The sequence below is a fragment of the Actinoplanes awajinensis subsp. mycoplanecinus genome, from assembly GCF_001509495.1.
In the GTDB taxonomy this organism is placed as follows: domain Bacteria; phylum Actinomycetota; class Actinomycetes; order Mycobacteriales; family Micromonosporaceae; genus Actinoplanes; species Actinoplanes palleronii.
This window is the reverse complement of sequence record NZ_LLZH01000024.1, coordinates 1-23,394: the sequence shown is the minus strand read 5'-3', so window position 1 is coordinate 23,394 and position 23,394 is coordinate 1. Positions and strand designations below refer to the sequence as shown.

Below are 23,394 nucleotides of genomic sequence, written 5' to 3'. Positions count from 1 at the left end.
CACTGTCTAAGGGGGAGCCCCCAGGGAGGGCGGGCTCTGTGTGGGGACTTTCGGTGCGCTCCGCACCCAAACTCCCCACGCACGGGCTGGACCGACCGAACGTGTGAAGTTGCGGCGCGCAGCGCACCGAAAGTCCCCACGCACGGGGCGAGACGACCGAGCGTGTGAAGTTGCGGTGCGCTCCGCACCCAAACTCCCCACACACGGGCTGGAACGACCGAACGTGTGAAGTTGCGGCGCGCTCCGCACCGAAAGTCCCCACGCACGGGGTGGGACGGCCGGGTGGTGTGCTCGGTCAGTTGGTGAGGGTGAAGTGGCGGCGCAGGGTGCGCCGCCACGGGGCTGACGGCAGCTCCGGGCGCAGCGCCGCGAGCCCGGTCGCGTACTTGGATATCCGGGCGGGGCGGTGCCCGCGACTCCAGAGCAGCCGGTCGACCGGCGACGCGGCAGCGCTTGTCTTCGTCTCGATCACCGCGAGGCGGGGTGCGCGCAGTTCGGCCCCGCCGGTCGCGATCCAGCTCAGATCGGTGTCGAGGGTGGCCCGGGAGTCACCCGCCGGCTGGTAGAAGGTGGTCCGGCTGTAGTGGGTGACCAGGGTCGGCACCAGCACGATGCCGGCCCGGTCGCCGAGCACGCTCTCCACGAACCAGCGTCCCGGGTCGACGGTGTCCTGGTCGGCCGCCTGGTACGGCAGCCGGCTCTTCACCGTGCCGCCGCGGGAACCCTCGGTCTTGACCTCGAGCCAGCACTGCGCGGAGTCCAGATACGTACGAGTGCGGATCTTGAAGCGGCGCCGGCGACGCTGGGCCGTGAGCCGGAAGCTGACCAGGTCCGGGGTGTCGAAGTAGGCGGAGCGGTAGCGGAACCGGCGCCGCCCGTCGATCTCCAGCACCCGGGTGGCCGGGTCGAGCGCGGGCAGCAGGGCCAGCGCGTCCTCCAGCCGCAGCACGTACTTGCGGTCCACCCTGGTCTGCAGCTCGGCCTTCTCGGTGAGTTCGAGGAGCGAGATCGGTTCGAGAGTTCTCATCGGCCGGCCCCGACCAGGTTGCCGATCGCCGAGTAGCGGACCTCGACCACGGTCGTCTCGTTGACCAGGTCGACCCGTTCCACGGTGACCGCGTGCACCCGGGCCCCGAGCACCCGCTCGACCTGCGCCAGCAGCGCGGTCTGGTCGGTGTACGCGGCGTCCAGCACCAGCACCTGCCGCCGGTACGACGGGAACAGCCGGGGATGGTCCCCGAGGTACATGACCAGCAGGATCAGGCCCATCAGCGCCGGGCCGACCCACAGCTCGCCGTCGGTGAGCGGCCCGAGGATGCCCAGCGCCAGCGCGGAGAAGTAGTACGCCACCTCGTGCTGGTCCAGTTCGGTGGAGCGGAGCCGGATGATCGACAGCACGCCGAACAGCCCGAGGCCGAGGCCCGCGCTGACCGTGCTGCCGCTGAGCGATCCGGCCACCGCGAGCACCCCGACGTTCACGCCGAGGAACGCGACCACCAGGTCCCGTCGCCGATGCCGGGGGAAGTACAGCCCGAAGACGAGCACACTCACAGCGAGGAGATCTATCCCGAACAACGCGATCCGGTGCATAGTGGGGCGACCTCCCGAGGGTTTCCGGCCGCGAGAGCCCGCCTGAACGGTTCGCAGCCGCAAGGTTACGTATCGGTGAACTTCGATGGTTACGGTAAGCGCTTTCCCCCTGACGGACCACCGTCTCGTACCTCAAAGGCTCCTCAAAGTCTGCTGTGCTGAGCCTGTGCGAGCGCCCGGACCTGCGCAGACCCTCACCCGGGGAAGGACGCCCGGGCGGTGGTGTGCTCGTCGATGAACGGCAGGTCCGGCTCCCAGCCGAGACCGGCCGCCGCCGGCACCGCGACGAAGCCCTGCCGGCAGACGATCGGCGCGGTGGTGACGTCGCGGGCGTAGTACTTGTCCGAGCCGGACACGTCCGAGGGCAGGGTGAAGCCGGGCAGCGCACTGAGCGCCACGTTCGCGGCCCGGCCGATGCCGAACTCGTGCATCCCGCCGCACCAGACCGGCAGGCCCTCGGCGCGGGCCAGCTCGTGGGCGCGGACCGCGGGGGTGAGCCCGCCCATCCGGGACACCTTGATGTTGAGGATCCGGCCGGCGCCCAGCCGCAGCGCGGTGACCAGGTCGTCGACGTCCTCGACCGACTCGTCCAGGCAGATCGGGGTGGCCAGCTCGGCCTGCAGCTCGGCGTGCGCGACCAGGGCGCGGGGCGCGAACGGCTGCTCGATCATCAGCAGCCCGCGGGTGTCCAGCTCGCGGAAGACCGCGCGTTCGCCGGGCGGGTAGGCGCCGTTCGCGTCGACGTGCAGGGCGAGCTCCGGGAACGCGGACCGGACCGCCCGGACCGGCTCGGCGTCCCAGCCCGGCGCGATCTTCAGCTTGACCCGCCGGTAGCCCTCGGCCACCCGCAGCGCGACCTGCTCCAGCAGCGCGTCGACGGTCGGCTCGATGCCCAGCGAGACGCCCGCCTCGACCCGGGACCGGGTGCCGCCCAGCGCCGTCGCGAGGGGGATCCCGCGCCGCAGCGACCACAGCGCCCAGGCGGCCATGTCGAACCCGGCCCGCGCGAAGTGGTTCCCCCGGACCTTGCCGAGCGCCGCGGCCAGCTCGGCCGGATGCTCCCACTCGGTGCGGAGCACCAGCGGGGTCAGGTGATCGCGGGCCACCGCCCAGCAGCTCTCGGTCGTCTCGGCGCTGTAGAACGGGCCGCTCGGCGACGCGATCTCGCCCCAGCCGGTGACACCGTCGGCGTCGGTGAGCGCGACCAGGATGTGCTCCAGGTCGCGCTTGGCGTGCGAGCTGGTCTGGAAGCGGTGCACCAGCGGCAGGCGTACCCGGCGGAGCGCGACGTGCGTCGTTCGCGTCATGCCTCCTCCGCCGGGAGACCGTACAGGCCGAGTTCGGCGGCGAGGGCGTCGCGCTCACGCAGGCGCCTGCCGGCGCCCTTGGCACTGGCGGTGGTCAAGGTGGCGAGCAGGTGCAGCGCCAGGACGATCGAGGTGGGCGAGTTGACGTACGAGGCACTGCGCGGTGCCACCACGATCCGCGCGGCGGCCAGCCCGGCGAGCGGGGCATCCTCGGCATCGGTGATCAGCGCCAGCTCACCCCCGTGTCGTACGTAAGCGGAAGCGACCTCGACCGTCTCCCGCCGGTACCGTTCCAGCGAGACCGCGACCAGCAGGTCTCCTCGGCGGATGTCGCTGAGCACGTCGAGCGCCCGCAGCGGCGCCCCGTCGACCAGGTGGACCCCGGACAGCCCGGCGCTGAGGTCGGCGGCGAGCAGCGACGCGTAGCTCTGCGACTTGCCGTACCCGATCAGGAACCGCCGCCGCGCGGACACGATCAGCGCCGCGGTCCGTTCGATCGAGTCCTGCTCGGCCGCCCACCCGAGCGCCTGATCGAACTCGGTCCGCTGCTGCTCCAGCACCCGCTGCTTGAGCACCTTCGCCGAGCGGCGCTGCACGTTCCGGTCGAACCGGTCCGCGGGCGTCGAGTGCGCGGTCACGCCGCGTCCCCCGGCCGGAACTGGTACGCCACCCGGGCCGGATCGCCGTCCGGCCGGACCACGCCGACCAGGTGCCGGCCGGCCGCGAACCGCGCCACCAGCTCCCGCCGCAGCCAGGCCCGGTCGGCCGGCTCGGGCGCGGCGAACCGCTCCCCCGCCGCGACCACGACCGCCTCGGCAAGGGAAAAGCCAGCCGGAGATGCCCGCCCGGCGGGGTCCAGATCCCAGCTGACCAGCACCCGGTCGGTGCCCGGCTCGTCGTAGAAGTCGGCGCCGAACCGGATCCCGGTCGCACCCAGCACGGCGAAGTTGAAGTGCGCGTTGCGCAGCGCGTACGGATCGAAGGTCCACCGCATGGTCCGCGCGCCGGTGCGCCGGGCCACCGCCGCCTGGGCGTGCTTCAGCAGCCGGCCCACGCCGCTGCCCTGCGCGGCCGGCGCGACCACCGCGGCCTGCGAGTAGTGGTAGAACTCGCCGTCCTCGACCGCGCTGAAACCGAAGCAGAACCCGACGAGCGCGCCGTCCTCGCCGAGCGCCCCGATCACCGAGCCGCCGTTGCGGCGCAGCGCCGCCAGCAGGCGCGGGGTGAGGCCGAACGCGGGATCCGTGTACCCGAAGACCTCGCGGTAGAGCCGGGCCGCCGCCGTCCACTCGGCGATGCCGTCCAGGTCCCGCACGGTCACGTCCATCAGATCCCCCTCGGCGAGACAGAGCAAGATAGGAAACGTATAACCATCATCCTGTCGGCATACCCGCTCGTTGACAACACAGATGGCACTACTTAGCGTTCGTATATGTCGTCTCCCGTGATAGCCGCCCTGCGCCGTTACACGCACGCCGAGTCGCCCACCGGTGATCCGGCGGCGCTCGCCGCGCTGGCCGGGATGCTCGAGGCGGACGCGTCCGCGGCCGGTCTGCACACGGCCCGGGAGGAACACCCGACCGGCGACCACCTGATCTGGACACTCCCGGCCCGGGACGTGCCCGGCGGGCCGCCGGTGCTGCTGCTCACCCACTACGACACGGTGTGGCCGGTCGGCACCCTCGCCGGCCTGCCGTGGACCGTGGACGGGGACGTGATCCGCGGGCCCGGCGTCTACGACACGAAGGCCGGGATCGCGGCGCTGCTCGCGGCGGTGACGGCGGTGGCCGGCCGGCCGCATCCGGAGCTGCGGATCGTGGTGGTCGCCGACGAGGAGATCGGGTCGCCGACCGCGGCCGGGCTGGTCGAGGCGGAGGCCCGGCGGGCCGGGGCGGTGCTCGGGCTGGAGCCGCCGCACCCGGGTGGCGACCTGAAGACCGGCCGGCGCGGCAGCACCCGGGCCCGGATCGAGGTGACCGGGGTGGAGGCGCACGCCGCGCTCGACCCGGAGGCCGGCGCGAACGCCATCGACGAGCTGGTGGACCAGCTGCTGCGGGTGCGGGAGCTCGGCGCCGGGCGGCCGGTGCTGGTCAACACCGGGGTGATCGCCGGTGGCGGGCGCACCAATGTGGTCGCCGGCGCGGCGCACGCCGACCTGGGGCTGCGGTTCGCCGACCCGGAGGACGAACGGGTCGTGCTCGGCGAGCTGGCCGCGCTGCGGGCGATCCGGCCGCGGGCCACGGTCGGTACCCGGCTGCTGTCGCACCGGCCGACCTGGCAGCCCGGCGAGGCGGGCGCCCGGCTGCTGGCCCGGGTGGCCGCGGTCGCGGCCGGGATCGGGCAGGACCTCGGTGGCCGGCCGGCCGACGGCGCCGCGGACACCAACACGGCCGGGTCACTCGGGCGGCCGACCGTGGACGGGCTGGCGCCCCGGGGCGGCGGGGCGCACGCGCGGACCGAGTGGGTGTCGGTGGCCGGCATCGCGGAGCGGGTCGCACTGCTCACCGCGTTGCTCGGTGACCGGGACGGGCTCGCCTGACCCTTTCATGGGGTTTGCGTGATTGTGCAACCCGTTTGGGCGGTTCGGAACCGGGGTAAACGTGCCGGGCACTGGAGACCCCCGGGGGTGACTTCGATGCTGAACGACTATGAACGCCGGTGCCTGGCCGATCTGGAATACCAGCTGCGGAGTGACTCCGCCTTCGCCGCCCGGATGGCCGGCCCGGTGCCCGCCCGGCCGGAACCCGCGTCACCGGCCGTACCGATCCTGTGTGCGCTGCTGTTCATCCTGGTTCCGCTGGTGATGCTGCTGTTCGGCTGGCCCGGGGTGCTGATCCTGCTCGACCTCTTCGCCGCCGCGATCGCCCTGGTCCTGCTCCGCCGCCGCGCCCGCTGACCGATTCACATCGCGTTCTCACACACCCGTGCTGTGATGGGCGGGTCATGAGCGTCAGCCCCCGCGTCCTCGTCGTCGACGACCAGCCGAACATCGTCGACCTGCTGGACACCGTGCTGCGGTTCCACGGGTTCCGGGTGGACACCGCCACCACCGCGGCGCAAGCCGTCGCGGTCGCTGCCGCCCGGCCTCCTGACCTGGTGCTTCTCGACGTGATGCTGCCGGACGGCGACGGGCTGGCGGTGTGCCGGCGGCTGCGGGCCGACGGGCTGGACGCCGGGATCATCTTCCTCACCGCCCGGGACGCGCGCGCCGACCAGTTGTCCGGTCTGGCGTACGGCGGGGACGACTACGTGACCAAGCCGTTCGACGTGGAGGTGCTGCTCGCCCGGGTGCGGGCGGTGCTGCGGCGGGTCCGCGGCCCGGCGGCCCCCGACCCGGTCCTGCGGTACGCGGACCTGGAACTCGACCAGGAGACGTTGCAGGTGCGCCGGGCCGGTACCGAGGTGCCGCTCTCCCCCACCGAGCTGAAGCTGCTGCGGTACTTCCTGACCCACTCCGGCCGGGTGCTGTCCCGCGCGCAGATCCTGGCCGCCGTCTGGGAGTTCGACAGCCCGGCGGTCTCCAACGTGGTCGACACGTACGTCGGTTATCTGCGCCGCAAACTGGACCGGCACGGGCCGCCGCTGATCGTCACGCATCGCGGCTTCGGGTACGCGCTGCGCGCCGCTGCGCCGTGACCCGCCGGACCCTGCGGTTCTCGCTGGTCACGTCGATGGTGGCGCTGGCGGCGGCGGGACTGCTGGTGACCTGCGGTACGGCGGCGGTGGCGCTGCGGTCGTACCTGCTGGAGCGCACCGACGAGCAGCTCGCCGCCGCGGCCGAGCTGGTGCGGCAGCGGGCCACGGTCCTGGTCCCGGACGGGCCGGAGCTGCGCTCGGTGGTGTCGGTGACCGAATACCTGATCGAATACCGCCGCGCCGACGGGCGCACCCTGCGCTTCGCGAGCGGCTCACCGCTGCCGGCGGACCCGCTGCTGGACCGCGCCGACCCGGCCCGTGCCAGCGTGCAGACGATCACCGACACGGCGGGGGCCCGGTACCGGGTGCGGCTGGTGCCGCTCCCCGGCGGTTCCCGGGTGCTGGTCGGCCTGCCCCTCGCACCGGTCCGCAACACGGTCGCCCGGTTCGTCCTGATCGCGGCGCTGACCGGGGCGGTCGTGCTGGTGCTGCTCACCCTGCTGGCCCGCTGGCTGGTGCACCGGCGGCTGCGCCCGCTGGACGAGATCGCCGCCACCGCCGCCGCGATCGCCGGCGGCGACCTGGACCGCCGGGCCGGCGCACCACCGGCGGGCAGCGCCGCCGCCCGTACCGAGGTGGGGCGGCTGTCCACCGCCGTCGACCGGATGCTGACCCGGATCCAGGCGGCGATGACCGCCCGGGAACGGTCCGAGGAGCGGATGCGGGCGTTCGTCGCGGACGCCTCGCACGAGCTGCGCACCCCGGTCACCTCGATCAGCGGCTATCTCCAGCTGATCCGCACCGGGGTGATCGACCTCGGCGCCCGGCCGGACGTGCTGCGCCGGATCGAGGAGGAGGCCGGGCGGATGGGCGCCCTGGTCAACGAGCTGCTGTATCTCGCGCGACTGGACGCCGACCCGCCGGCCCGGCGGGACCCGGTCGACCTGACCGCGCTGATCCGGGACGCGGTCGCGGACGCGAGCGCGGTGGAGCCGTCCCGCCCGTTGACGGTGTCCGTGCCCGCGGGCCCACCGGTGATCGTGGCCGGGGACGACGGCACGCTGCGGCAGGTGCTCGCCAACCTGCTGGGCAACGTCCGCGCCCACACCCCGCCGGGCGCGGCCGCACAGGTCAGCGTGGTGGTGACCGGGGATCGGGTGCGGATCGCGGTGCGTGACACCGGTCCGGGGATGAGCGCGGAGGCGGCGGCGCACGCGTTCGAACGGTTCTGGCGGGCCGAGGAGTCCCGCGCCCGGTCCGGCGGCGCCGGGCTCGGCCTGGCGATCGTGGCCGAGGCGGTGCGCGCCCACGGCGGCGAGACCGGCATCGTGTCGTCCCCGGGTGCCGGCGCCACGGTCTGGTTCGCCCTGCCCGGGGTTCCTAACGAACTCTCATCCGGCTCGCACCCCGGTGTCACCGGCGGTTGATGGCATGGCCGGGTGCGAAAATCATTGATCATTACCGGCGCGGTGCTGGGTGGGCTGGTCGCGGCCGGGTTCGCCGGTGACCGGTACGCCGCGACGAGCGCCGCGGACCGGCTCGCCGAACGACTGCGCTGCGCGGCCGGCCTGACCGAGCCGCCGGAGGTGACGCTGGGCGGGATCCCGTTCCTGACCCAGCTCGCGCGCGGCCGCTTCGACGAGGTGCGGGTGACGGCCGCCTCGGTCACCGTGGGGCGGTTCAGCGGCGGGTTGCGAGCCACGGCGCGGCAGGTGCGCACGGCCGGCGATGCGTTCCAGGCCGCTTCCCTCACGGTCACGGCGACGATGTCGTACGCGGGGACCGCCGCGTCCACCGGGGTCGCCGGGCTGAGCGGGCTCGGCTACGACGGGGCGGGGCGGCTGCGAATGGCGGTCACCACGCAGGTGCTCGGGCGGGACGTGCCGGTGGTCGTGCACGCGGTGCCGGAGATCGCCGGGGATGCGCTCGTGGTCCGGCCGGTCGAGGTGGAGATCCCGGTGATCGGGGTGCGGCTGCCGGCGGCGCAGCTCGGCGAGAAGGCGGCCCCGCGCACGATCCCGCTCCCGGAGTTGCCGGGCGGGCTGCACTACCGGGGCGCCGAGGCGGCCGAGGACGGCCTCCGGATCACCGTGGACGGCACGGACGTCGCCGTGCCCCGCGACACCGGGACCGGTGCGACGGCCGGCGGCGGGGCCGGGCGCGACTGTGGGGAGAACCGGCGATGAGTGCGGCGGACGAGGGCAGCGGGACCTATCGGGTGTTCGCCGGGATCGGGCGGGTGGCGGTGCGGCGGCCGTGGTGGGTGATCGCCGGGTGGCTGGTCACGGCGCTGGTCGTGGCCGGGCTGGTGGCCGGGTTCAGGCGGCCGGTGGACGACGACACCACGCTGCCCGGCAGCGACGGCCAGCGCGGGCGGGACCTGATCGCCGCGCACTTCCCCGGCGGGGACGGGGCGAGCGGGTCGGTGGTGCTGCGGGCGCGGGACGGGCGGGTGGACTCCCCGTCGTACCGGAAAAGCATCGAGACCGCGGTGAGCCGCATCGCGGACCTGGACCACGTCGTGTCGGTGGCGGCGCCGGGCGCGGCCTCCGGGTCGCTCAGCGCGGACGGACGGACCGGCTACCTCGCGGTGCAGTTCGACGTGGGGCCGCGCGACGTCGGCGGCGCACTCGTCGACGCGGTGCTGGACGCGGCGCAGCCGGCCGGGGACGCCGGGCTCGAGGTGCTGCCGGGCGGGGTGCTGGCGCGGGCCGAGACGAGCACCCGGACCAGTGAGATCGTCGGGCTCGGTGTGGCCCTGCTGGTGCTGGTGGTCGCGTTCGGCGGGCTCGTCGCGGCCGGGTTGCCGCTGCTCACCGCGCTGATCACGCTGGTCTGCGGTATCGGCGGGATCGGGCTGATCGGGCATCTGACGCCGATGCCGGCGGTGGCCACCACGGTCGCCACGATGATCGGGCTCGGGGTGGGCATCGACTACGCGCTGTTCCTGATCACGCGGTACCGGGCGATGCCGTCCCGGAACGTCGACCGGGAGGCGGCGATCGTGCGGACGGTGGCGTCGTCGGGGAGCGCGGTGGCGTTCGCGGGCGGGACCGTGATCGTGGCGCTGGCCGGGCTGGCCGTCTCCGGGGTGCCGATCCTGGGCACGCTCGGGTGGACGGCCGGGCTGATCGTGCTGGTCGCGGTGGCCTCGGCGGTCACCCTGCTGCCCGCGCTGCTGGCGGTGCTGGGCCCGCGGATCGACGCGCTGCCGATCGGTCGCCGCCGAGCCGGTCGCGGTGGCGCGGCCGGGACCACCGTGCCGGATTCGGGATGGGGGCGGCTCGCTGACCGGGTGACCCGGCGGCCGTGGCCGTATGTGATCGGTGCCGTGCTGCTCCTGCTGGTGCTGGCCGCGCCGGCGGCCCGGATGACGCTGGGCCAGACCGACGCGGGCGACGAGCCGGCCGGCAGCCCGGCCCGGCTCGGGTACGACGTGCTGGGCGACGCGTTCGGCCCCGGCGTCAACGGCCCGATCACCGTGGTGGCCGAGCGCGGCGCCGGTGCGGACGTCGCGGCTCTGCAGGCCGCGATCCTGGCGGCGCCCGGCGTCACGCAGGCCCCGCCGGCCCGGCTCTCCGCCGACGGGCTGGTGGCGACGATCCGGGTGATCCCGGACAGCGCGCCGGGCGATCCGCGGACGGTGCGGACCGTGGACACGCTCCGGGCGACCCCGGTGGCCGGGTGGACGGTGCACGTGACCGGCCCGACGGCGGTGAAGGCGGAGCTGGCCGGGCGGGTCGGCGCGCGGATGCCGTACGTGATCGGTCTTGTCGTCCTGCTCGCCGCCTTCCTGATGTATCTCGCCTTCCGTGCCCCGGTCGTCGCCGTCAAGGCGGCGGTGATGAATCTGTTCTCGGTCGCCGCCGCCTACGGTGTGCTCACCGCGGTCTTCGCGTGGGGCTGGGGCGCCGCGCTGCTGGGGCTCGACGGGCCGACGCCGATCGAGTCCTACGTGCCGATGATGCTGTTCGCGCTGCTCTTCGGACTGTCCATGGACTACGAGGTCTTCCTGCTCACCGCGGTCCGCGAGGCCTGGCTGGCCACCGGCGACAACGCCCGCTCGGTCCGCGACGGCCTGGCCGGCACCGGCCTGGTGATCACCTCGGCGGCGCTGATCATGGTGTGCGTGTTCTCCGGCTTCGTGCTGAGCCCGAGCCCGGTGGTCAAGATGATGGGCGTCGGCCTGGCGGTAGCGGTCGCCATCGACGCCACGGTGATCCGCGGCCTGCTGGTCCCGGCCACCATGGTCCTGCTCGGGCGGGCCAACTGGTGGACTCCCGGCGGGGACCGGGCGGCCGACGCCGCCCGGTGACCCGGACCGCGCTGTTCAGGCCCGGACGTCGAGCAGGTCCCCGCTGCGGTTGAGGACGTCCTTGAGCTGGGTCAGGTCCACGCCCTTGGTCTGCAGCATGCTGACCAGGCTGGACGCGCTGGTCGCCGCGGCCGTCACGTCGGCGGTGTCCATGTCCAGCAGGTCGCTGACCTGTTTGAGCTTGTCCGGGTCCTGCAGGCCGGCGTTCTCGCCCCGCGGGGCGGGGGCCGGCTGCGGCGGCGGGGTCACGCCCTTGCCGGCGGCGATCTGCTCGGCCATCGCGTCGGCGCTGCCCGAGGTGCCGGAGGTCGACGAGGTGGAGATGCCGGACTTGATCGCCGAGATGAGCTCGTCGTGGGTGACGCCCCGGTCGGTGGCCACGTCGCTCAGGCTCTTGCCGGTGCCGAGCTGCGACTTCAGCTCGTCGTGGCTGAGCCCGAGCGCGTCGGCGACCCGGGCCATCGGGTCGTCCTTCGGCTTCGACCGGCTCTCGACCGCGGACTGGGCCCGGTCCACCTGGTAGAACGCCGCGTTGCCGCTGGTGCTGATGCTGCCGATCGAGGTCAACGGAACTCCTCGGGTCCGCCGTGGCGCCTGCCGCCCCGGACTGAGGTGTTCATCGGCTGCCGGACGGCGATGCTCTGGATTTGCTCCCCGATCCACAGGAACTGGCCGAAAAAGATCACCCGGTGGTGATCGCGGTGGCCGTGATGACCCCCGAGGAGTCCGCGACACCGGTGACCGTGACCGCCTGGCCGGTGGTCAGGTCCTTGACGGCCGCCTTCGTGGTGACCGCCGTGGTGTCCGACGCCCGTACGGTGATCGTCTGACCCGCGGCGGTCTGCAGGTAGAGGGTGTTCCCGTCGACCTTGGTGAGGGTCCCCGCGGTGGCGCCGCCCGGCGCCGCCGCGCGGTTCTGGCTCTGACCCATGCCCCCGCCACTCGGCATGCCCGCCCCGGTGGGGAAGCCGCCGGTCGCCGCCGCGGTGTCCGAGCTGCTGCTGCCCCACTGCTTGTGCACCTGCACGCCGCCGAGGAACCCGCCGACCAGCAGCACCGCCCCGGTCAGCACGAGCGTGGTCCGGTTCCACCACCGTTTCGGCGCGGCCTGCGCGATGGCGCTGTTCAGGTCCTGGTGCTCGGTCTCGGACGGGGTGCGCGGCAGCACCTCGGTGTCGTCTTTCATGCAGCGTTCCTCACTCGTAGCGCAGGGCGTCGATCGGCCGCAGCCGAGCCGCGCGGGCTGCCGGCAGCCCGCCGAAGAAGAGTCCGATCAGCACGGAGACACCCAGCGAGAGCGCGACCGAGCTGGGCACGATCACCGGCTGCACGCCGACGATCGCGAACCGGCTGCCGATCAGCGCGGCGGCCACCCCGAGGCCGCCGCCGATGACGCTGAGCAGGGTCGCCTCGATCAGGAACTGGCTCAGCACCACCCGCCGGGGCGCGCCGAGGGCCTTGCGGATGCCGATCTCCCGGGTCCGCTCGGTGACCGTGACCAGCATGATGTTGGTGATCCCGATCCCGCCGACCAGCAGGCTGATCGCGGCCACCGCGCCGAGCAGGGTGGTGAACGTGTCCGCGGTCTCGGTCTGCGTCTCCAGCAGCTGGGCGGCGTTCTGGATCCGGTACGCGGTGGTCCCGTCGCTGCTCGCCGGCATCTTCTGGTCGAGGATGGTGGCGATCTCGGTCTCCGCGGCGTCGACCCGGTCGCTGTCGCGGGCCTCGACCAGGATCGAGCTGAGCGCGCCGTACCCGGCCAGCACCTGCCGGACCGCGGAGATCGGCGCGACCGCGGTGTCGTTGGAGTCGCTGAACCCGCTGGAGCTCTTCTCGTCGAGCACGCCGACGATGGTGAACAGCGCCCCGCCGACGGTGACCTGCAGGCCGACCGGGTCGGTGCCGGCGAAGAGCTCCTCGGCGACGGTCTGCCCGATCACCACCACCCGGCGGGCCTGCGCCTCGTCGTCGGCGGTGAACAGCGCGCCGGAGCCGACCGGGAAGTTGGAGGCGCCGAACCAGTCCGGTGTGGTGCCGACGAACGAGCTGACGTCGTGGTCGCTGCCCTCGTACGTCAGGGTCGCCGACGTGCTGACCACCGGCGACACGGACCTCACGTCGGGCGCCAGCACCGGGTCCTGCAGCGCCTCGGCGACCTTGAGGCTCAGGCCGCCGCCGCTGCTGCTCCCCCGGCTGGTGCTCATCACGGTCAGGGTGTTGGTGCCCAGCGCCGAGATCCGGTCGGCGATCGCCTGCGCCGAGCCGTTGCCGACCGCGACCAGCAGGATCACCGCGGCCACGCCGATCAGGATGCCCAGCATGGTGAGCACCGAGCGCAGCTTGTTGGCGGACAGCCCGCGCAGGGCGAACCGGAGGATCTCGGTGGCGTTCACGCGGCGTGCCGTCCGAGGTGGTCGTGCCGGACGTCCGAGCTGACCCGGCCGTCGAACAGCTTCACCAGCCGGTCGGCGCGGGCGCCGACCTCCTCCTCGTGGGTGATCAGCACGATCGTACGGCCGACCGCGTGCAGGTCGTCGAACACGGTGAGGACCTCTTCGGTGGAGTGGCTGTCGAGGTTGCCGGTCGGCTCGTCGGCCAGCAGCAGGGCCGGCTCGGTGACCAGCGCCCGGGCCACCGCGACCCGCTGCTGCTGGCCGCCGGAGAGCTGGTTGGGCTCGTGCTCGGCGCGGTCGGCCAGGCCGACCACGTCGAGGGCGAACATCGCGCGGCGGCGACGCTCGGCGGCCCGCATCCCGGAGTACGCCAGCGGCAGCTCCACGTTGGCCACCGCCGACGTCCGCGGGATCAGGTTGAACGCCTGGAACACGAACCCGATCAGCCGGTTCCGCACCAGCGCGAGCTGGCTGTCGGTGAGCCGGCTGACGTCCACCCCGTCGAGCAGGTACCGGCCGTGGGTCGGGATGTCCAGACAGCCGAGGATGTTCATCAGCGTCGACTTGCCGGACCCGGACGATCCCATGATCGCCAGGTAGGCGCCGCGCTCCACCTGCAACGACACGCCGTCGAGGGCGCGCACCGCGGTCTCGCCCGCGCCGTACACCTTGCTCAGGTCACGGACGTCCAGGACCGGCCGGGTCGAAGCCATGGCTCAACGACCGCCACCGGCGGGCGGAGCGCCGCCACCACCGCTGAGGCCCCCGCCGGTGCCGAAGCCGGTCCCGGTGCGCGTGCCCGAGTTGCTGGTGGTGGTGCTGCTGGTCGGGAGCACCACCTTCTCCCCGGCGGTCAGCCCGGAGGTGATCTGGTACGTGTCGTCGCCCTCCAGGCCGACCTCGACCTGCCGGGTCTCCTGCGTCCCGGTGCTGGTCAGCACGGTGACGGTGGACCGCCGCCCGCTGGCCGTGACCGCCGCCGAGTTGACCCGTACCGCGTTCTCCACGCTGCCGGTGACCACCGCGACGCTGACCGTCTGCCCGGACTTGGCGCCGTCCGGCGGGTCCGGCAGGCTGATCGTCACGCCGTAGGTGACCACGCTGTTGCTGGTCGTCGCGGTCGGGTCGACGGACACCACCTTGCCGGTGGTCTCCGCGCTCTCCAGCGCGTTCCAGGTGATGGTGGCGGGCTGCCCGGCCTTGAGCGCGGTCGCGTCCGACTCGGAGAACGCCGCGGTGATCTGCAGCTGGGTCAGGTCGGCCAGGTCGATGAAGCCGCCCGACGAGGTGGTCGTGGTGCTCGACGAGCCGCCGGCGCCGCCGCTGGACGAGGAGCTCGACCCGCCCGACGAGCCGCCGAGCGAGCCGTTGACCGCGGTCACGGTGCCGGCCATCGGCGCGGTCAGCGTGGTGCCCTTGACCGCGGCCTTCGCGTCGTCGACGGCCAGCGCGGCCGAGACGACCTCGTTCTCCGCGGTGGTGGTGTCGGTGTCCGCGGCCTGCGCCCGGTCCAGCGCGTCGTTCGCCGCGTCCAGGTTCGCTGCGGCCAGGGCAAGATCCCGTTGTACGTCGGTGGGGTCGACCACGGCCAGCTGCTGGCCCTTGGTCACCAGGTCACCGACCTTGACCTTGATGCCGGTGACCGTGCCGGCCGTGGTGAACGTGGCCGCGGCGGTCGAGGCGCTCTCCACCGTGCCGTCGGCGCTGACGGTCTTGGTGACCGTGCCCTGCGAGACGGCGACGGTGCGCACGTCGGCGGCGCTGGCCTGGTTGCCGGACGAGGTGGCCCGGATCAGGTTCACGCCCCAGATCGTGGCGCCGACGATCAGTAGTGCCAGCAGGGCGTTCACTGCCGTGCTGGGCCTGCGAAGGGCTTTCACCCTGCAATCATGTCCGCTGCGACCGGTTCGTGGTGGCCTGTCGGCGGATTCGGAGTTCACCAGGAACGTACGACCTGCTCTCCCACTGCCAACCCGTCGGTCACCGCGGTGTACTGGTCCCCGCGCAGCCCCACGGCGACCGTGCGCTGGGCGGACTGGCTGCCGTTGCGCACCAGCACGGTGCCGTTGCCGCCGGAGATGTCGTGCACCGCGGTGGACGGGACGCGCAGCACGCCGGTGGCCTCGCCGACGCGTACCTGCACCTGCGCGGTCTGCCCGACGAGCAGGTCGCTGGGCGGGGAGCTGAACGAGAGCACCACGCCGTACCGGACCAGGGTGCCGTCCGAGGTGCCGACCGGGTCGACCTGCACCACGGTGCCGGTCAGCGCGTCGTCGTGGTCGGCGAGGGTGACCGTGCCGGTCTGCCCCACCTTCAGCGAGCCGGCGTCCGCCTCCGGGAAGTCCGCCTGGACCTGCATCGCGTACGTGTCGGCCAGCGTCACGAACGTCTTGCCGCTGCTCACCTGGTCGCCCACGCTGCCGGTGACCGCGACGACCGTGCCGGCGATCGGCGCCTTGATCACGGTGCCGTCGAGCGCGTCCTCGGCCTTGTCGACGGCCTGCGCGGCCCGGTTGACCGACTGCTGGGCGTTGAGGATCGCGTCGTTGCCGGTGTCCGGGTAGCCGCGGGTGGTGCAGCTGGTCGCGGCGGCGCCGACCGCGGCGCTCGCCTCTCCCGCGCTCACCGCAGCGGTGCCGACCGCGGCCAGGTGACCGTTGCCGCCGGTGCCGCCGGTGGTGGCCGCGCAGACGGTGGCCGAGGCGGTGACCGAGGCGGCCGAGTCCTTGGCGTCGGCGAGCCGGTCCTGCGCGTCGGTCAGGGTGCTCTGCGCATCGTCCACGTCGCCCGCGGCGTCGGTGTCGTCCACGGTGGCCAGGAGCTGCCCGGCCTTGACCTTGGTACCGGCGCGCACCTTGACCGCCTCGACCGTGCCGGCCACCGCGAACGAGAGTTCCCGGGTGGTGGCCGGTTCGACGGTGCCGGTGGTGGCGACGTCCAGGGTGACCGCGCCCTTGTCCACGGCGACCGCGACGACCTCGGCGGCCGTGTCCGCGCCCTCCCGGTTCCGGACGACCGCGAGCACCACACCGGTCGCCACGCCCACCACGACGATCCCGGCGCCGATCAACCGAATGCGCCTTTTAGACCGGTTTCGCCCCGATACCTTGCTCATAATCGTAGATTGTGGCTGTTCACGTACCCGGACGGACCGAAATCCCAGGAGCACCCTTGCAGACCAAGCACCCGCGCCGCGCCCTGGTCGCCTCCGCCGCGCTGGCCGCGGCTCTCCTGGTCGGCGCGTGCGGTGACTCCTCCGGCGACAAGGACACCCCGGCCGACACCGGCACGTCCCCGTCCGCCTGTGCGCCCGGCGCGATGCCCCCGGGCATGGGCGCACCCGGCGGCGGCCCGTCCGGCACGGGTCCGGTTGGCGGCGGCCCGTCCGGCACGGCACCCGGCGGCATGGGACCGTCCGGCGGCCCGGGCGGTGGCGGGCCGGGCGGCGACTGCGGCGGCGCACGCCCGTCCGGCGCGGGCGGCGGTGAGGGTTCCGGCGGCGGCGCCGGCAGCGAGACCGGCGAGTTCGACTCGGAGCTCGAGCCCACCGGCTTCATCCCGCGCGGCACCGACCTGGGCGGTTACGGCCGGCGCGGCCCGGTGGGCGCGCACGGCGACGTGCTTCCGGCGCCGGGTGGGTGACAAAACCTCTTGAGTACGACGGAAGAGCCCCAGCCCGGCCCCGGGGCGCGGACGCGTCACCGGCTGCGCCGGCACAACCGGGCGCTGGCTGAACTCGCCGCGACCAAGGCCGAGCTGGTCAGTGCCCTGCTGCACGAGTTGCGCACCCCGTTGACCGCGGCGCTCGGCATGCTGGAGATGCTCCCGGAGCGCACCGGCGACCCACTGCTGGACGAGGCGCTCCCGCTGATCGCCCGCAACCTGCGCCGGATCGAGCGGACCACCGCCGAGATCGCCACCATCAGCGGCATCGAGAGCGGGACGATCCCGCTGGCCCGCACGGAGTTCGACCTGCCCGCCCTGCTCACCGAGGTGGCCGGCGCGGCCTGTCACGCCGTCCCACCGGACGGCCCGGTGCTCGGCGACCGGGACCGGCTGCGCCAGGTCTTCGACCGGCTGCTCAGCGCGGTACGGGCCCTCGACAGCGGCGCCGAGGCCACCGCCGAGCGGGTCGAGGACCACTGGCGGGTGTCCTATCCGCTCCCCGACGAGCAGGCCAGCGACCGCTTGTTCACCTCGGCCGGCACCGGCGGCAACGCCATGGCGCTGATGCTGGCCCGGGCGGTGATCGGCCGGCACGGCGGCAGCGTGGGTGTGCACAGTGCGGGCGGTACGGCGTACCTCAGGGTGGTCCTGCCCGCGGCCTGAAGCCCCTGCGGCCCGCAGGCGGCCGGACCGCCGCTTGACGCCCGCAAGATCAGGCGGAGCCTGGCGCGGTCAGCGCCGCCACCCGGGTCAGCAGGTCCTGCGCGGTGAACGGCTTCACCAGGTAGTCATCGGCCCCGGCGTCGAACCCGGACGCCACGTCGAGCCACTGCCCACGCCCGGTGAGCAGGATGATCGGAATGTCCGCGGTCTCCGCGTCGTCCCGCAGCGCCCGGCACACCTCGAGCCCGGTCATCCCCGGCATCGTCACGTCGAGCACCGCGATGTCCGGCACGTGCTCGTGCGCGGCCCGCAACCCGTCCCGCCCGGTCAGCCGGGTCGACACCTCGAGCCCGCCGGACCGCAACACCGTCTCCACGATCTCCAGCACGGTCGGATCGTCATCCACCACCAGAACGGAAGTCACGGCAGCCCCCTCGCTTGCTACCTAGAGTACTGATAGAGCTGTGCCGCTGACCTGGACATACGCAGATCAGCTCCCCCGCCGGGCCGTGCCCGGGCCGTGGCCGTGGCCGAACTCCTCGAAGAGAGCGTCGATCGCCCCGCGTGCCCGGCCCTGGCTGGAACTCATGAGATGGGTGTACACCCGTAGCGTGAAGGCCGGATCGGAATGACCCAGCCACTCCGCGATGGCCTTGATGCTCTCCCCCGCGTCCAGCAGCGTGGAGGCGAAGAAGTGCCGCAGCGCGTGCATACCCGTCTCTGGCGACGGCTGTATGCCCAGGCGCTTCAGCGCCGGCCGCCAGTTCCAGGTGTTGAAGGTGTTGCGATTGATCGCGTTGCCGTACGGGGTGGTGAACACCAGGCGGAACGTCACCGCGGAGCCGTGGTCGGGATCTTCCCAGGGCAGCGTGACCGCAACGGCCGGGACCGGGTAGTCACGGATAGCCCGCGCAACCGAGTCCGGAAGCGGTGTACGCCGTTCCTTGTCGTTCTTCGGCAGCCCGAACACCATCCGGGAACCGACCATCTTCACCTGACGGCGGATATCGAGCCATCCGCCCTCCACGTCGAAATCGTCCGGAGAAAGCCCGAAGATCTCGCCCTGCCGCGCGCCGCACCCGGCCCCGATGTCGACGACCGGGCGGTAGCGCTCCCCGAGTTCGGCCCGGATGGCGCTCACCCGGCTGACCGGCCAGGGCGTGACCTTCCGCAGGTGCTGGTGCGGGCGCTTCACCGATTTGGCCGAGCACGGATTCTTCGGGATCAGGCCGTCATCGACCGCAGCGGTCATGATGCCGCTCAGATGCGCGAACAGCACCGCCCGGTGCCCCTCCGCCAATCCCTTGCCGATCAGCCAGACGTCCCACTCTCGCAGCAGGCTCGGCCGGATCGAGTTGACGGCGCGGTTACGGAAGAACGGGATGAGGTGTGCCCGGACCCGTGTCCTCACCCCGTACCGCGTCGAGGCGTCGAAGCGGGCCGTACGCACCCAGGACTCCGCCAAGTCGGCAAAGGGCCGCTTACCTCGCTGCGGGTCGACGTAAGTCCCGCGGCTCTTGTCGGCTTCGACGCCGTTGAGGAACTCCTCCGCCGCCTTCCTCGCCCGGTCGGGGAAGGACTTGCTGCGCTCGGTCCCGTCGGGCGCGATGTAGCGCACGCGGTATCGCTGGCCGGTCCCGTGGCGGTTCGTCTTCACGCGGCATTTTTTGCCACCGGGTCCCTCGACCTCTTTGAACCATCGGTCCTCGATGTGGCCCACGGTTACGCCGCCCGCCGGTCGCGGAACCAGGCCCGGACCTCGTCCGGGTCGTAGCGCAGGTGCTTGCCCACGCGGGCCGCCGGCGGTCCGTAGTGGCGCTTACGCCAGGTGTAGACCGTCCCTCTCTCGACGTGCAGGTAGGCGGCCACGTCGTTGACCGTCCAGCGCGGTTCGTCTACAGGTGGTGCCATCGGTTCTCTCCGTCGATTCGGTGTCAAGGCGGGCTTGACAGTTGAAGGCCGTTCACGCGGCCATGGCCTGGAGGGCTTGCCTGGCGGCGTTCTGGTGCTCCCGGGCCATCGCGGCGGAGGTGTTGGCGAGCATGGCGTCGGCGGCGGTGTGCCACCCGGCGCCCACGAACTGAAGGAAGTTGACGACCAGCGTCGTCGGCGTTTCACCCGGGTCGGCGCGGTCCGGCCCGGCGCTCTGCGCGCGGCGGAACACGATGCGCTGTCCGCGCAGCACGGCGAAGGTGACCGAGTAGCGGCGTGACTTGGTGAGGAAGTGGCCGCCGAAGCCGAGCATGTGCGCCCACCGTCCCAGCCGCCGGAACGGGCTGCTCTCCGGCACCGGCCACAATGCCTCCCGACCGCGCGCGGCGCAGACCGGGCAGACCCAGCGGTCGCTGTGCTGGCCGCAGCGTTTGCAGGTCCAGCGGGCGTGCGCGAGTCGCCAGCAGGCGTCGACGAGGCGTTCGACGTGGGTGCCGTGCCGGTCGGCGTACAGGTCGATGGTGTCGGTGGTGATCCGGCCGGAGGTGTGCCCGGTGACCTCGGTCGACTTGGTGGCGTACTTGGCGAGGTACGCGGCGACCTGAGCATCGGTGACCTCTCCCAGCGCGGCAACCGTGATGACCTTCGTCAGGACCTGGTCGCCCCAGCCGATGCGCCAGCCGACCGGCTCGTGCGGGTGCGGGACGGTGGCGAAGACGACCGTGGTGGCGGCATGGTCGACGGCCGCGACGAGGTCGTCGGCGTCGAGGGCGGCCGGTGGCGCGACGGTGGCGTCAGGCCGGTCGGGATCGAAGCCGTCGAGGCGGATGATGGCGTGGAAGTGCGCGACGCCGCGCCGCTGCATCTCGGCCGCTTTGCCGAACGACAGCCGCACCGGCAGCACCCAGCGGGTGCGGATCGTGCCGTTCCGTTCGTAGGTCATCGGGACTTTCGGCACACCGCGTTCCCGGCACAGCTGCTCGATGTAGCGGCGGATCGTGATAGTCGTGCGCCGCCACAGTTCGCCCGCATGCAGGTTCCAGACGACCTGCCCGGCATGGTCGTAGCAGTCCAGGCACAGCGGTGTTCCGAGCCGGGGGTCGGCGAGGTCGTGCCGGGCGAAGCAGGCCAGCCGTGCCCCGTGTGGGCAGACGGTCAGGTCGCGGCGGGCATGGCACGGCTCGGCCCGGCAGTCGCACTCGGCACGCCGGGCACAGGTGTGCTTCTTCACCCGGCGGGTGTGGACCTCACCGAACGATGGTGCGGTGAAGGTCGGGAACACCGCCGGGTGGCGCGCCACTTCGGCCGGCACGCCCTTGCCGCCGACAAGTCCAGCGCGGACCAGCTGGTAGGCGTCGTTCTGGTAGCGCTTGGAGCAGGCCGGGCAGACACTGGCGCGGCGGTTTCCACAGGGCTTGTAGATGGTCCCGTCCGGCATGTCCGCGGTGTGGCGCAGGGAGAAGATACGGCCGGTGGCGGCTTCGATGGTGGTGAGGGTTCCGGCCAGCCGGACCGGCCGCGTGCACGCGGCGGCGGGTTGCACGTGCGAGAGCCAGGCGGGGAAGTCGTCGCGGGCGGCGCGGGCGACCGCTTGCAGTCGCAGGTCGGGTGAGTGGCGGTACAGCGCGAGGGTGGCCGGGTCAGCGCAGGCCGCAGCACCCGAGCCGGTGGGCTCGGGTGTCACGGGAAGCGTCGCCAGGGTCATCCGGCAGTTCCGGCGGCTGTGGCGGGGCTGATGTGCCGGTCCAGGTCGACGCCGGTGATGCATTCGACCAGGGCCGAGCCGATGAGTTCGGCCACGGGCGGGGTGACGGCGTTGCCGTAGAGGCGGACCTGGGCGCGCTTGGAGCGGGCGGCGGTGCGGTGGCCGGGGTGGAAAGCCATAGCGGCGGCGAGCTCGTGGGGTTCGAGCATCCGGAACAGCACGTCGTCCAGGTCGATCGCCGTGGCGGCCTCGTCCAGTTCGGAGAGGGCGAGCCCGTATCGGTCGCGGGTCGGTAGTGCGCCGATCGGTTCGGTGGCCGGACGGGCGGTGCGGGCGGTGCCGTAGTAGGGAACGAGCAGCATCTGTTCGTGCGGCGGGAAGACCACGGACTGCTGGCCGGAGGCGGTCACAGTCCGGGCCGGCTCGGTCGCCGGGGTGCTGCGTGAGCGGGGGTGTCCGGTGTTCTGGCGGGTGATCAGCGGCGGCAGGGCGGCGAGACCGTGGTGGTTGCCGGAGGCGGTCACGGTCGACAGCGGGTCGGTGACCGGGCGGGCGTTGCCCTGATCGCCGCCGCCGCGCAGCGGAGTGATGAACGGCAGGGTGGCCACGCCGTCGCATTCGCGGGTGGTCCGCGCGGGCATCGGTTGCAGCCCGGACGACGGTGCGTCGCGCCAGGTGCCCCCGGCGGGGGCGAGGAACGGTGGGAGGGCGTAGCCGGTTTCGTTGCGGCAGGTCTGGGTGCGCAGCGGCCAGCCGGCCGGGATGGCGGTTTTGCCGTCGCGGCCTTCGACCGGCACCATCAGTGGCGCCCAGTAGCGCAGGCTCCCGGCCCGGATCCGGTCCAGGGTCGCCGCTTCCAGGGGTTTGAGGCCGTGGGCACCGCGGTCACCGATCCGCACCCCCTGGATGTCCAGGTCGATCGCGGCGAGTGCGGGCAGCACGTCCGGGAACACCTCGCGGCCCCGGCAGCAGATGCGCGGGCACTGGTAGACGTACTGGGTGCCGTAGGAACCCATGTCCCGGCCGGGTTTGCGCCACACCTGGATGGCGGTCACCTGTTGCTCGCAGGACGGGCACCAGGCGGCTGGGCGCAGCCACTTGTCCCAGTCCGGGCGGCGGCCCAGGCTGGTGTGCCAGTAGCCGACGTAGGCGCGGTTGCGTGACTGCGGTGCCCGGCGTGCCCGCACCGGCTGGGCGTGCATCGAGTTGAACGCGATCAGCCGGGTCTCGTAGCCGAGCTTGTGCAGCTCGCCGAGCCAGGCGTCCCACTCGTGCCACTGCCGGACCTGGACGACGTTCTCCACCATGCCCGCCAGCACCGGCGTGCCCCGTTCGGCCATCGCGCGCAGGTAGCGCGGCACCTCGCGCATCAGCAGCCGGGAACGCCGGTAGTCCTCCCGGCGTTGCTGCTGCTTCGGTGTCAGCGGCTGGTTCAGATCGAACAGCGCCGGTTGCTCGGCGTTGGCCCGGTCGAACTCCCGCCGGACCCCGGAGGCGGTCGTCCAGGCCGGGCAGGCCGGCGAGGCGACGAAGATCTCCGCGTACGGCATCCGGTCGACCGGCAGCTTCGTGACGTCCTCCTGGAACAGGTGGGCGTTCGGGAAGCCGAGGGCGAACGACTCCATCGCGTCGCGCATGTGGTTCGCTCCGGCGTAGATTTCGACCCCTGGCACCAGGGACCAGCCGTAGGAGGTGCCGCCGCAGCCCGAGAACTCGTCGAAGACCCGCAGCGGGCCGGATGTCCAGCTCATGCCCGCTCCCCTTGAAGGGCCGGGGTACACGGCACGGCGGTGACGTCGATCCGGAGGAGGCCGGGGTCGCGGTCGCTCGGGTAGGGCTCGGACACCGAGCCGATGATGTGGATCTGCATGACAGTGCCTTCCGGGCGGCGTGATCGGGCGGGGGCCGTTTCGGTCCTCGGGGCCGCACCCGAAGCTGGGAGGCTTCGGGTGCGACGCTGAAGGTCGAATCGGTCAGCGGGTCGCACGGGGGCGGTTGCCGTTGACGGTCGGGATCTGTTCGGTGGGGTTGTCCTGGCGGAGCGCCAGCACCCGTAGTGCTTCGGCCGCTCGGTCGGAAGGGACTCGCAGTCGGACGGCGAGTTGCCCGGCCGTGATCGGTGTGCCGTGCTCGGTGCGGTGCTGCGTGGCCACTTGCTGGGCGCGCGTGAGCAGTTGCGGTGACACG

The 23,394-nt window shown here is 72.9% G+C and carries 24 protein-coding genes and 1 pseudogene; 8 read left to right on the top strand and 17 right to left on the bottom strand.

Annotation, left to right across the window (positions count from 1 at the left end; genetic code table 11):
* Positions 1-295 precede the first annotated feature (295 nt).
* The 5 genes from ADL15_RS06060 to ADL15_RS06040 all read right to left on the bottom strand — a co-directional run bounded on the left by ADL15_RS06060 (position 296) and on the right by ADL15_RS06040 (position 4,224).
* On the bottom strand, positions 296-1,027 hold the full coding sequence (locus tag ADL15_RS06060) for a polyphosphate polymerase domain-containing protein (protein WP_067685616.1): 732 nt from the start codon (positions 1,025-1,027) through the stop codon (positions 296-298).
* Positions 1,024-1,551 (bottom strand): DUF4956 domain-containing protein, encoded by a 528-nt coding sequence (locus ADL15_RS06055; protein WP_232343928.1) that lies wholly within the window; start codon positions 1,549-1,551, stop codon positions 1,024-1,026. The genes ADL15_RS06060 and ADL15_RS06055 overlap by 4 nt, the downstream gene beginning before the upstream one ends.
* A 233-nt stretch (positions 1,552-1,784) precedes the next feature.
* On the bottom strand, positions 1,785-2,897 hold the full coding sequence (menC, locus tag ADL15_RS06050) for an o-succinylbenzoate synthase (RefSeq protein WP_067685614.1): 1,113 nt from the start codon (positions 2,895-2,897) through the stop codon (positions 1,785-1,787).
* A complete protein-coding gene (locus tag ADL15_RS06045) occupies positions 2,894-3,535 on the bottom strand; it encodes a MurR/RpiR family transcriptional regulator (RefSeq protein ID WP_067685613.1) in 642 nt (213 codons plus the stop codon). The genes menC and ADL15_RS06045 overlap by 4 nt, the downstream gene beginning before the upstream one ends.
* On the bottom strand, positions 3,532-4,224 hold the full coding sequence (locus tag ADL15_RS06040) for a GNAT family N-acetyltransferase (RefSeq protein WP_067685612.1): 693 nt from the start codon (positions 4,222-4,224) through the stop codon (positions 3,532-3,534). The genes ADL15_RS06045 and ADL15_RS06040 overlap by 4 nt, the downstream gene beginning before the upstream one ends.
* A 105-nt stretch (positions 4,225-4,329) precedes the next feature.
* On the opposite strand from ADL15_RS06040, the gene ADL15_RS06035 reads away from it, so the two are divergent.
* The 6 genes from ADL15_RS06035 (at position 4,330) to ADL15_RS06010 (ending at position 10,848) form a co-directional block, all read left to right on the top strand.
* Positions 4,330-5,436 (top strand): M20/M25/M40 family metallo-hydrolase, encoded by a 1,107-nt coding sequence (locus ADL15_RS06035; RefSeq protein WP_067685611.1) that lies wholly within the window; start codon positions 4,330-4,332, stop codon positions 5,434-5,436.
* A 96-nt stretch (positions 5,437-5,532) separates the two neighbouring features.
* On the top strand, positions 5,533-5,793 hold the full coding sequence (locus ADL15_RS06030; protein WP_067685610.1) for a DUF3040 domain-containing protein: 261 nt from the start codon (positions 5,533-5,535) through the stop codon (positions 5,791-5,793).
* Positions 5,794-5,840: 47 nt separating this feature from the next.
* The gene (locus tag ADL15_RS06025; protein WP_067685609.1) at positions 5,841-6,533 is read left to right on the top strand and encodes a response regulator transcription factor; all 693 of its coding nucleotides are present in this window, start codon (positions 5,841-5,843) and stop codon (positions 6,531-6,533) included.
* Complete coding sequence (locus ADL15_RS06020; protein ID WP_083970952.1) at positions 6,530-7,960, top strand: sensor histidine kinase; 1,431 nt, start codon at positions 6,530-6,532, stop codon at positions 7,958-7,960. Before ADL15_RS06025 ends, ADL15_RS06020 begins: the two co-directional genes overlap by 4 nt.
* Positions 7,961-7,972: 12 nt before the next feature.
* Entirely contained in the window at positions 7,973-8,719 is a 747-nt protein-coding gene (locus ADL15_RS06015) for an LmeA family phospholipid-binding protein (protein WP_083970951.1), read from the top strand.
* The gene (locus ADL15_RS06010) at positions 8,716-10,848 is read left to right on the top strand and encodes an MMPL family transporter (protein ID WP_067685607.1); all 2,133 of its coding nucleotides are present in this window, start codon (positions 8,716-8,718) and stop codon (positions 10,846-10,848) included. Before ADL15_RS06015 ends, ADL15_RS06010 begins: the two co-directional genes overlap by 4 nt.
* Positions 10,849-10,863: 15 nt before the next feature.
* Here ADL15_RS06010 and ADL15_RS06005 read toward each other — a convergent pair whose 3' ends face one another.
* The 6 genes from ADL15_RS06005 to ADL15_RS05980 all read right to left on the bottom strand — a co-directional run bounded on the left by ADL15_RS06005 (position 10,864) and on the right by ADL15_RS05980 (position 16,311).
* The gene (locus ADL15_RS06005; RefSeq protein WP_067685606.1) at positions 10,864-11,415 is read right to left on the bottom strand and encodes a hypothetical protein; all 552 of its coding nucleotides are present in this window, start codon (positions 11,413-11,415) and stop codon (positions 10,864-10,866) included.
* A 115-nt stretch (positions 11,416-11,530) separates the two neighbouring features.
* Positions 11,531-12,034 (bottom strand): hypothetical protein, encoded by a 504-nt coding sequence (locus ADL15_RS06000; protein WP_067685605.1) that lies wholly within the window; start codon positions 12,032-12,034, stop codon positions 11,531-11,533.
* 10 nt (positions 12,035-12,044) lie between these two features.
* Entirely contained in the window at positions 12,045-13,241 is a 1,197-nt protein-coding gene (locus ADL15_RS05995) for an ABC transporter permease (RefSeq protein ID WP_067685604.1), read from the bottom strand.
* Positions 13,238-13,954 (bottom strand): ABC transporter ATP-binding protein, encoded by a 717-nt coding sequence (locus ADL15_RS05990; protein WP_067685603.1) that lies wholly within the window; start codon positions 13,952-13,954, stop codon positions 13,238-13,240. Before ADL15_RS05990 ends, ADL15_RS05995 begins: the two co-directional genes overlap by 4 nt.
* Positions 13,955-13,957: 3 nt before the next feature.
* A complete protein-coding gene (locus ADL15_RS05985) occupies positions 13,958-15,121 on the bottom strand; it encodes an efflux RND transporter periplasmic adaptor subunit (RefSeq protein WP_067685602.1) in 1,164 nt (387 codons plus the stop codon).
* Positions 15,122-15,177: 56 nt separating this feature from the next.
* Complete coding sequence (locus ADL15_RS05980) at positions 15,178-16,311, bottom strand: efflux RND transporter periplasmic adaptor subunit (protein ID WP_232343927.1); 1,134 nt, start codon at positions 16,309-16,311, stop codon at positions 15,178-15,180.
* A 101-nt stretch (positions 16,312-16,412) separates the two neighbouring features.
* Between ADL15_RS05980 and ADL15_RS52695 the strand changes: the two genes are divergently transcribed.
* Both ADL15_RS52695 and ADL15_RS05970 read left to right on the top strand, forming a co-directional pair.
* Complete coding sequence (locus tag ADL15_RS52695) at positions 16,413-16,883, top strand: hypothetical protein (RefSeq protein WP_067685600.1); 471 nt, start codon at positions 16,413-16,415, stop codon at positions 16,881-16,883.
* Positions 16,884-16,892: 9 nt separating this feature from the next.
* On the top strand, positions 16,893-17,570 hold the full coding sequence (locus ADL15_RS05970; protein WP_067685599.1) for a sensor histidine kinase: 678 nt from the start codon (positions 16,893-16,895) through the stop codon (positions 17,568-17,570).
* 49 nt (positions 17,571-17,619) lie between these two features.
* Here ADL15_RS05970 and ADL15_RS05965 read toward each other — a convergent pair whose 3' ends face one another.
* From ADL15_RS05965 to ADL15_RS55035, 6 genes and pseudogenes are all read right to left on the bottom strand, one after another.
* Positions 17,620-17,994, bottom strand: coding sequence for a response regulator transcription factor (locus tag ADL15_RS05965; RefSeq protein ID WP_067685598.1), 375 nt, complete (start codon positions 17,992-17,994; stop codon positions 17,620-17,622).
* 66 nt (positions 17,995-18,060) lie between these two features.
* A complete protein-coding gene (locus ADL15_RS05960; RefSeq protein WP_067685597.1) occupies positions 18,061-19,290 on the bottom strand; it encodes a tyrosine-type recombinase/integrase in 1,230 nt (409 codons plus the stop codon).
* Positions 19,291-19,292: 2 nt separating this feature from the next.
* The gene (locus ADL15_RS05955) at positions 19,293-19,481 is read right to left on the bottom strand and encodes a helix-turn-helix domain-containing protein (protein ID WP_067685596.1); all 189 of its coding nucleotides are present in this window, start codon (positions 19,479-19,481) and stop codon (positions 19,293-19,295) included.
* Positions 19,482-19,533: 52 nt separating this feature from the next.
* The gene (locus tag ADL15_RS05950) at positions 19,534-21,207 is read right to left on the bottom strand and encodes a replication initiator (protein WP_067685595.1); all 1,674 of its coding nucleotides are present in this window, start codon (positions 21,205-21,207) and stop codon (positions 19,534-19,536) included.
* Entirely contained in the window at positions 21,204-22,958 is a 1,755-nt protein-coding gene (locus tag ADL15_RS55040; RefSeq protein ID WP_067685594.1) for a DNA cytosine methyltransferase, read from the bottom strand. The genes ADL15_RS05950 and ADL15_RS55040 overlap by 4 nt, the downstream gene beginning before the upstream one ends.
* 222 nt (positions 22,959-23,180) lie before the next feature.
* Positions 23,181-23,394, bottom strand: a pseudogene (locus tag ADL15_RS55035) (hypothetical protein); the annotation flags it as partial.

Coding starts and splice junctions, on each gene's coding strand:
- ADL15_RS06040 (WP_067685612.1), bottom strand. CDS start 4,224: ATGGACGTGACCGTGCGGGACCTGGACGGCATCGCCGAGTGGACGGCG.
- ADL15_RS05990 (WP_067685603.1), bottom strand. CDS start 13,954: ATGGCTTCGACCCGGCCGGTCCTGGACGTCCGTGACCTGAGCAAGGTG.
- ADL15_RS05955 (WP_067685596.1), bottom strand. CDS start 19,481: ATGGCACCACCTGTAGACGAACCGCGCTGGACGGTCAACGACGTGGCC.
- ADL15_RS06060 (WP_067685616.1), bottom strand. CDS start 1,027: ATGAGAACTCTCGAACCGATCTCGCTCCTCGAACTCACCGAGAAGGCC.
- ADL15_RS06000 (WP_067685605.1), bottom strand. CDS start 12,034: ATGAAAGACGACACCGAGGTGCTGCCGCGCACCCCGTCCGAGACCGAG.
- ADL15_RS55040 (WP_067685594.1), bottom strand. CDS start 22,958: ATGAGCTGGACATCCGGCCCGCTGCGGGTCTTCGACGAGTTCTCGGGC.
- ADL15_RS06035 (WP_067685611.1), top strand. CDS start 4,330: ATGTCGTCTCCCGTGATAGCCGCCCTGCGCCGTTACACGCACGCCGAG.
- ADL15_RS06025 (WP_067685609.1), top strand. CDS start 5,841: ATGAGCGTCAGCCCCCGCGTCCTCGTCGTCGACGACCAGCCGAACATC.
- ADL15_RS06010 (WP_067685607.1), top strand. CDS start 8,716: ATGAGTGCGGCGGACGAGGGCAGCGGGACCTATCGGGTGTTCGCCGGG.
- ADL15_RS05950 (WP_067685595.1), bottom strand. CDS start 21,207: ATGACCCTGGCGACGCTTCCCGTGACACCCGAGCCCACCGGCTCGGGT.
- menC (WP_067685614.1), bottom strand. CDS start 2,897: ATGACGCGAACGACGCACGTCGCGCTCCGCCGGGTACGCCTGCCGCTG.
- ADL15_RS06030 (WP_067685610.1), top strand. CDS start 5,533: ATGCTGAACGACTATGAACGCCGGTGCCTGGCCGATCTGGAATACCAG.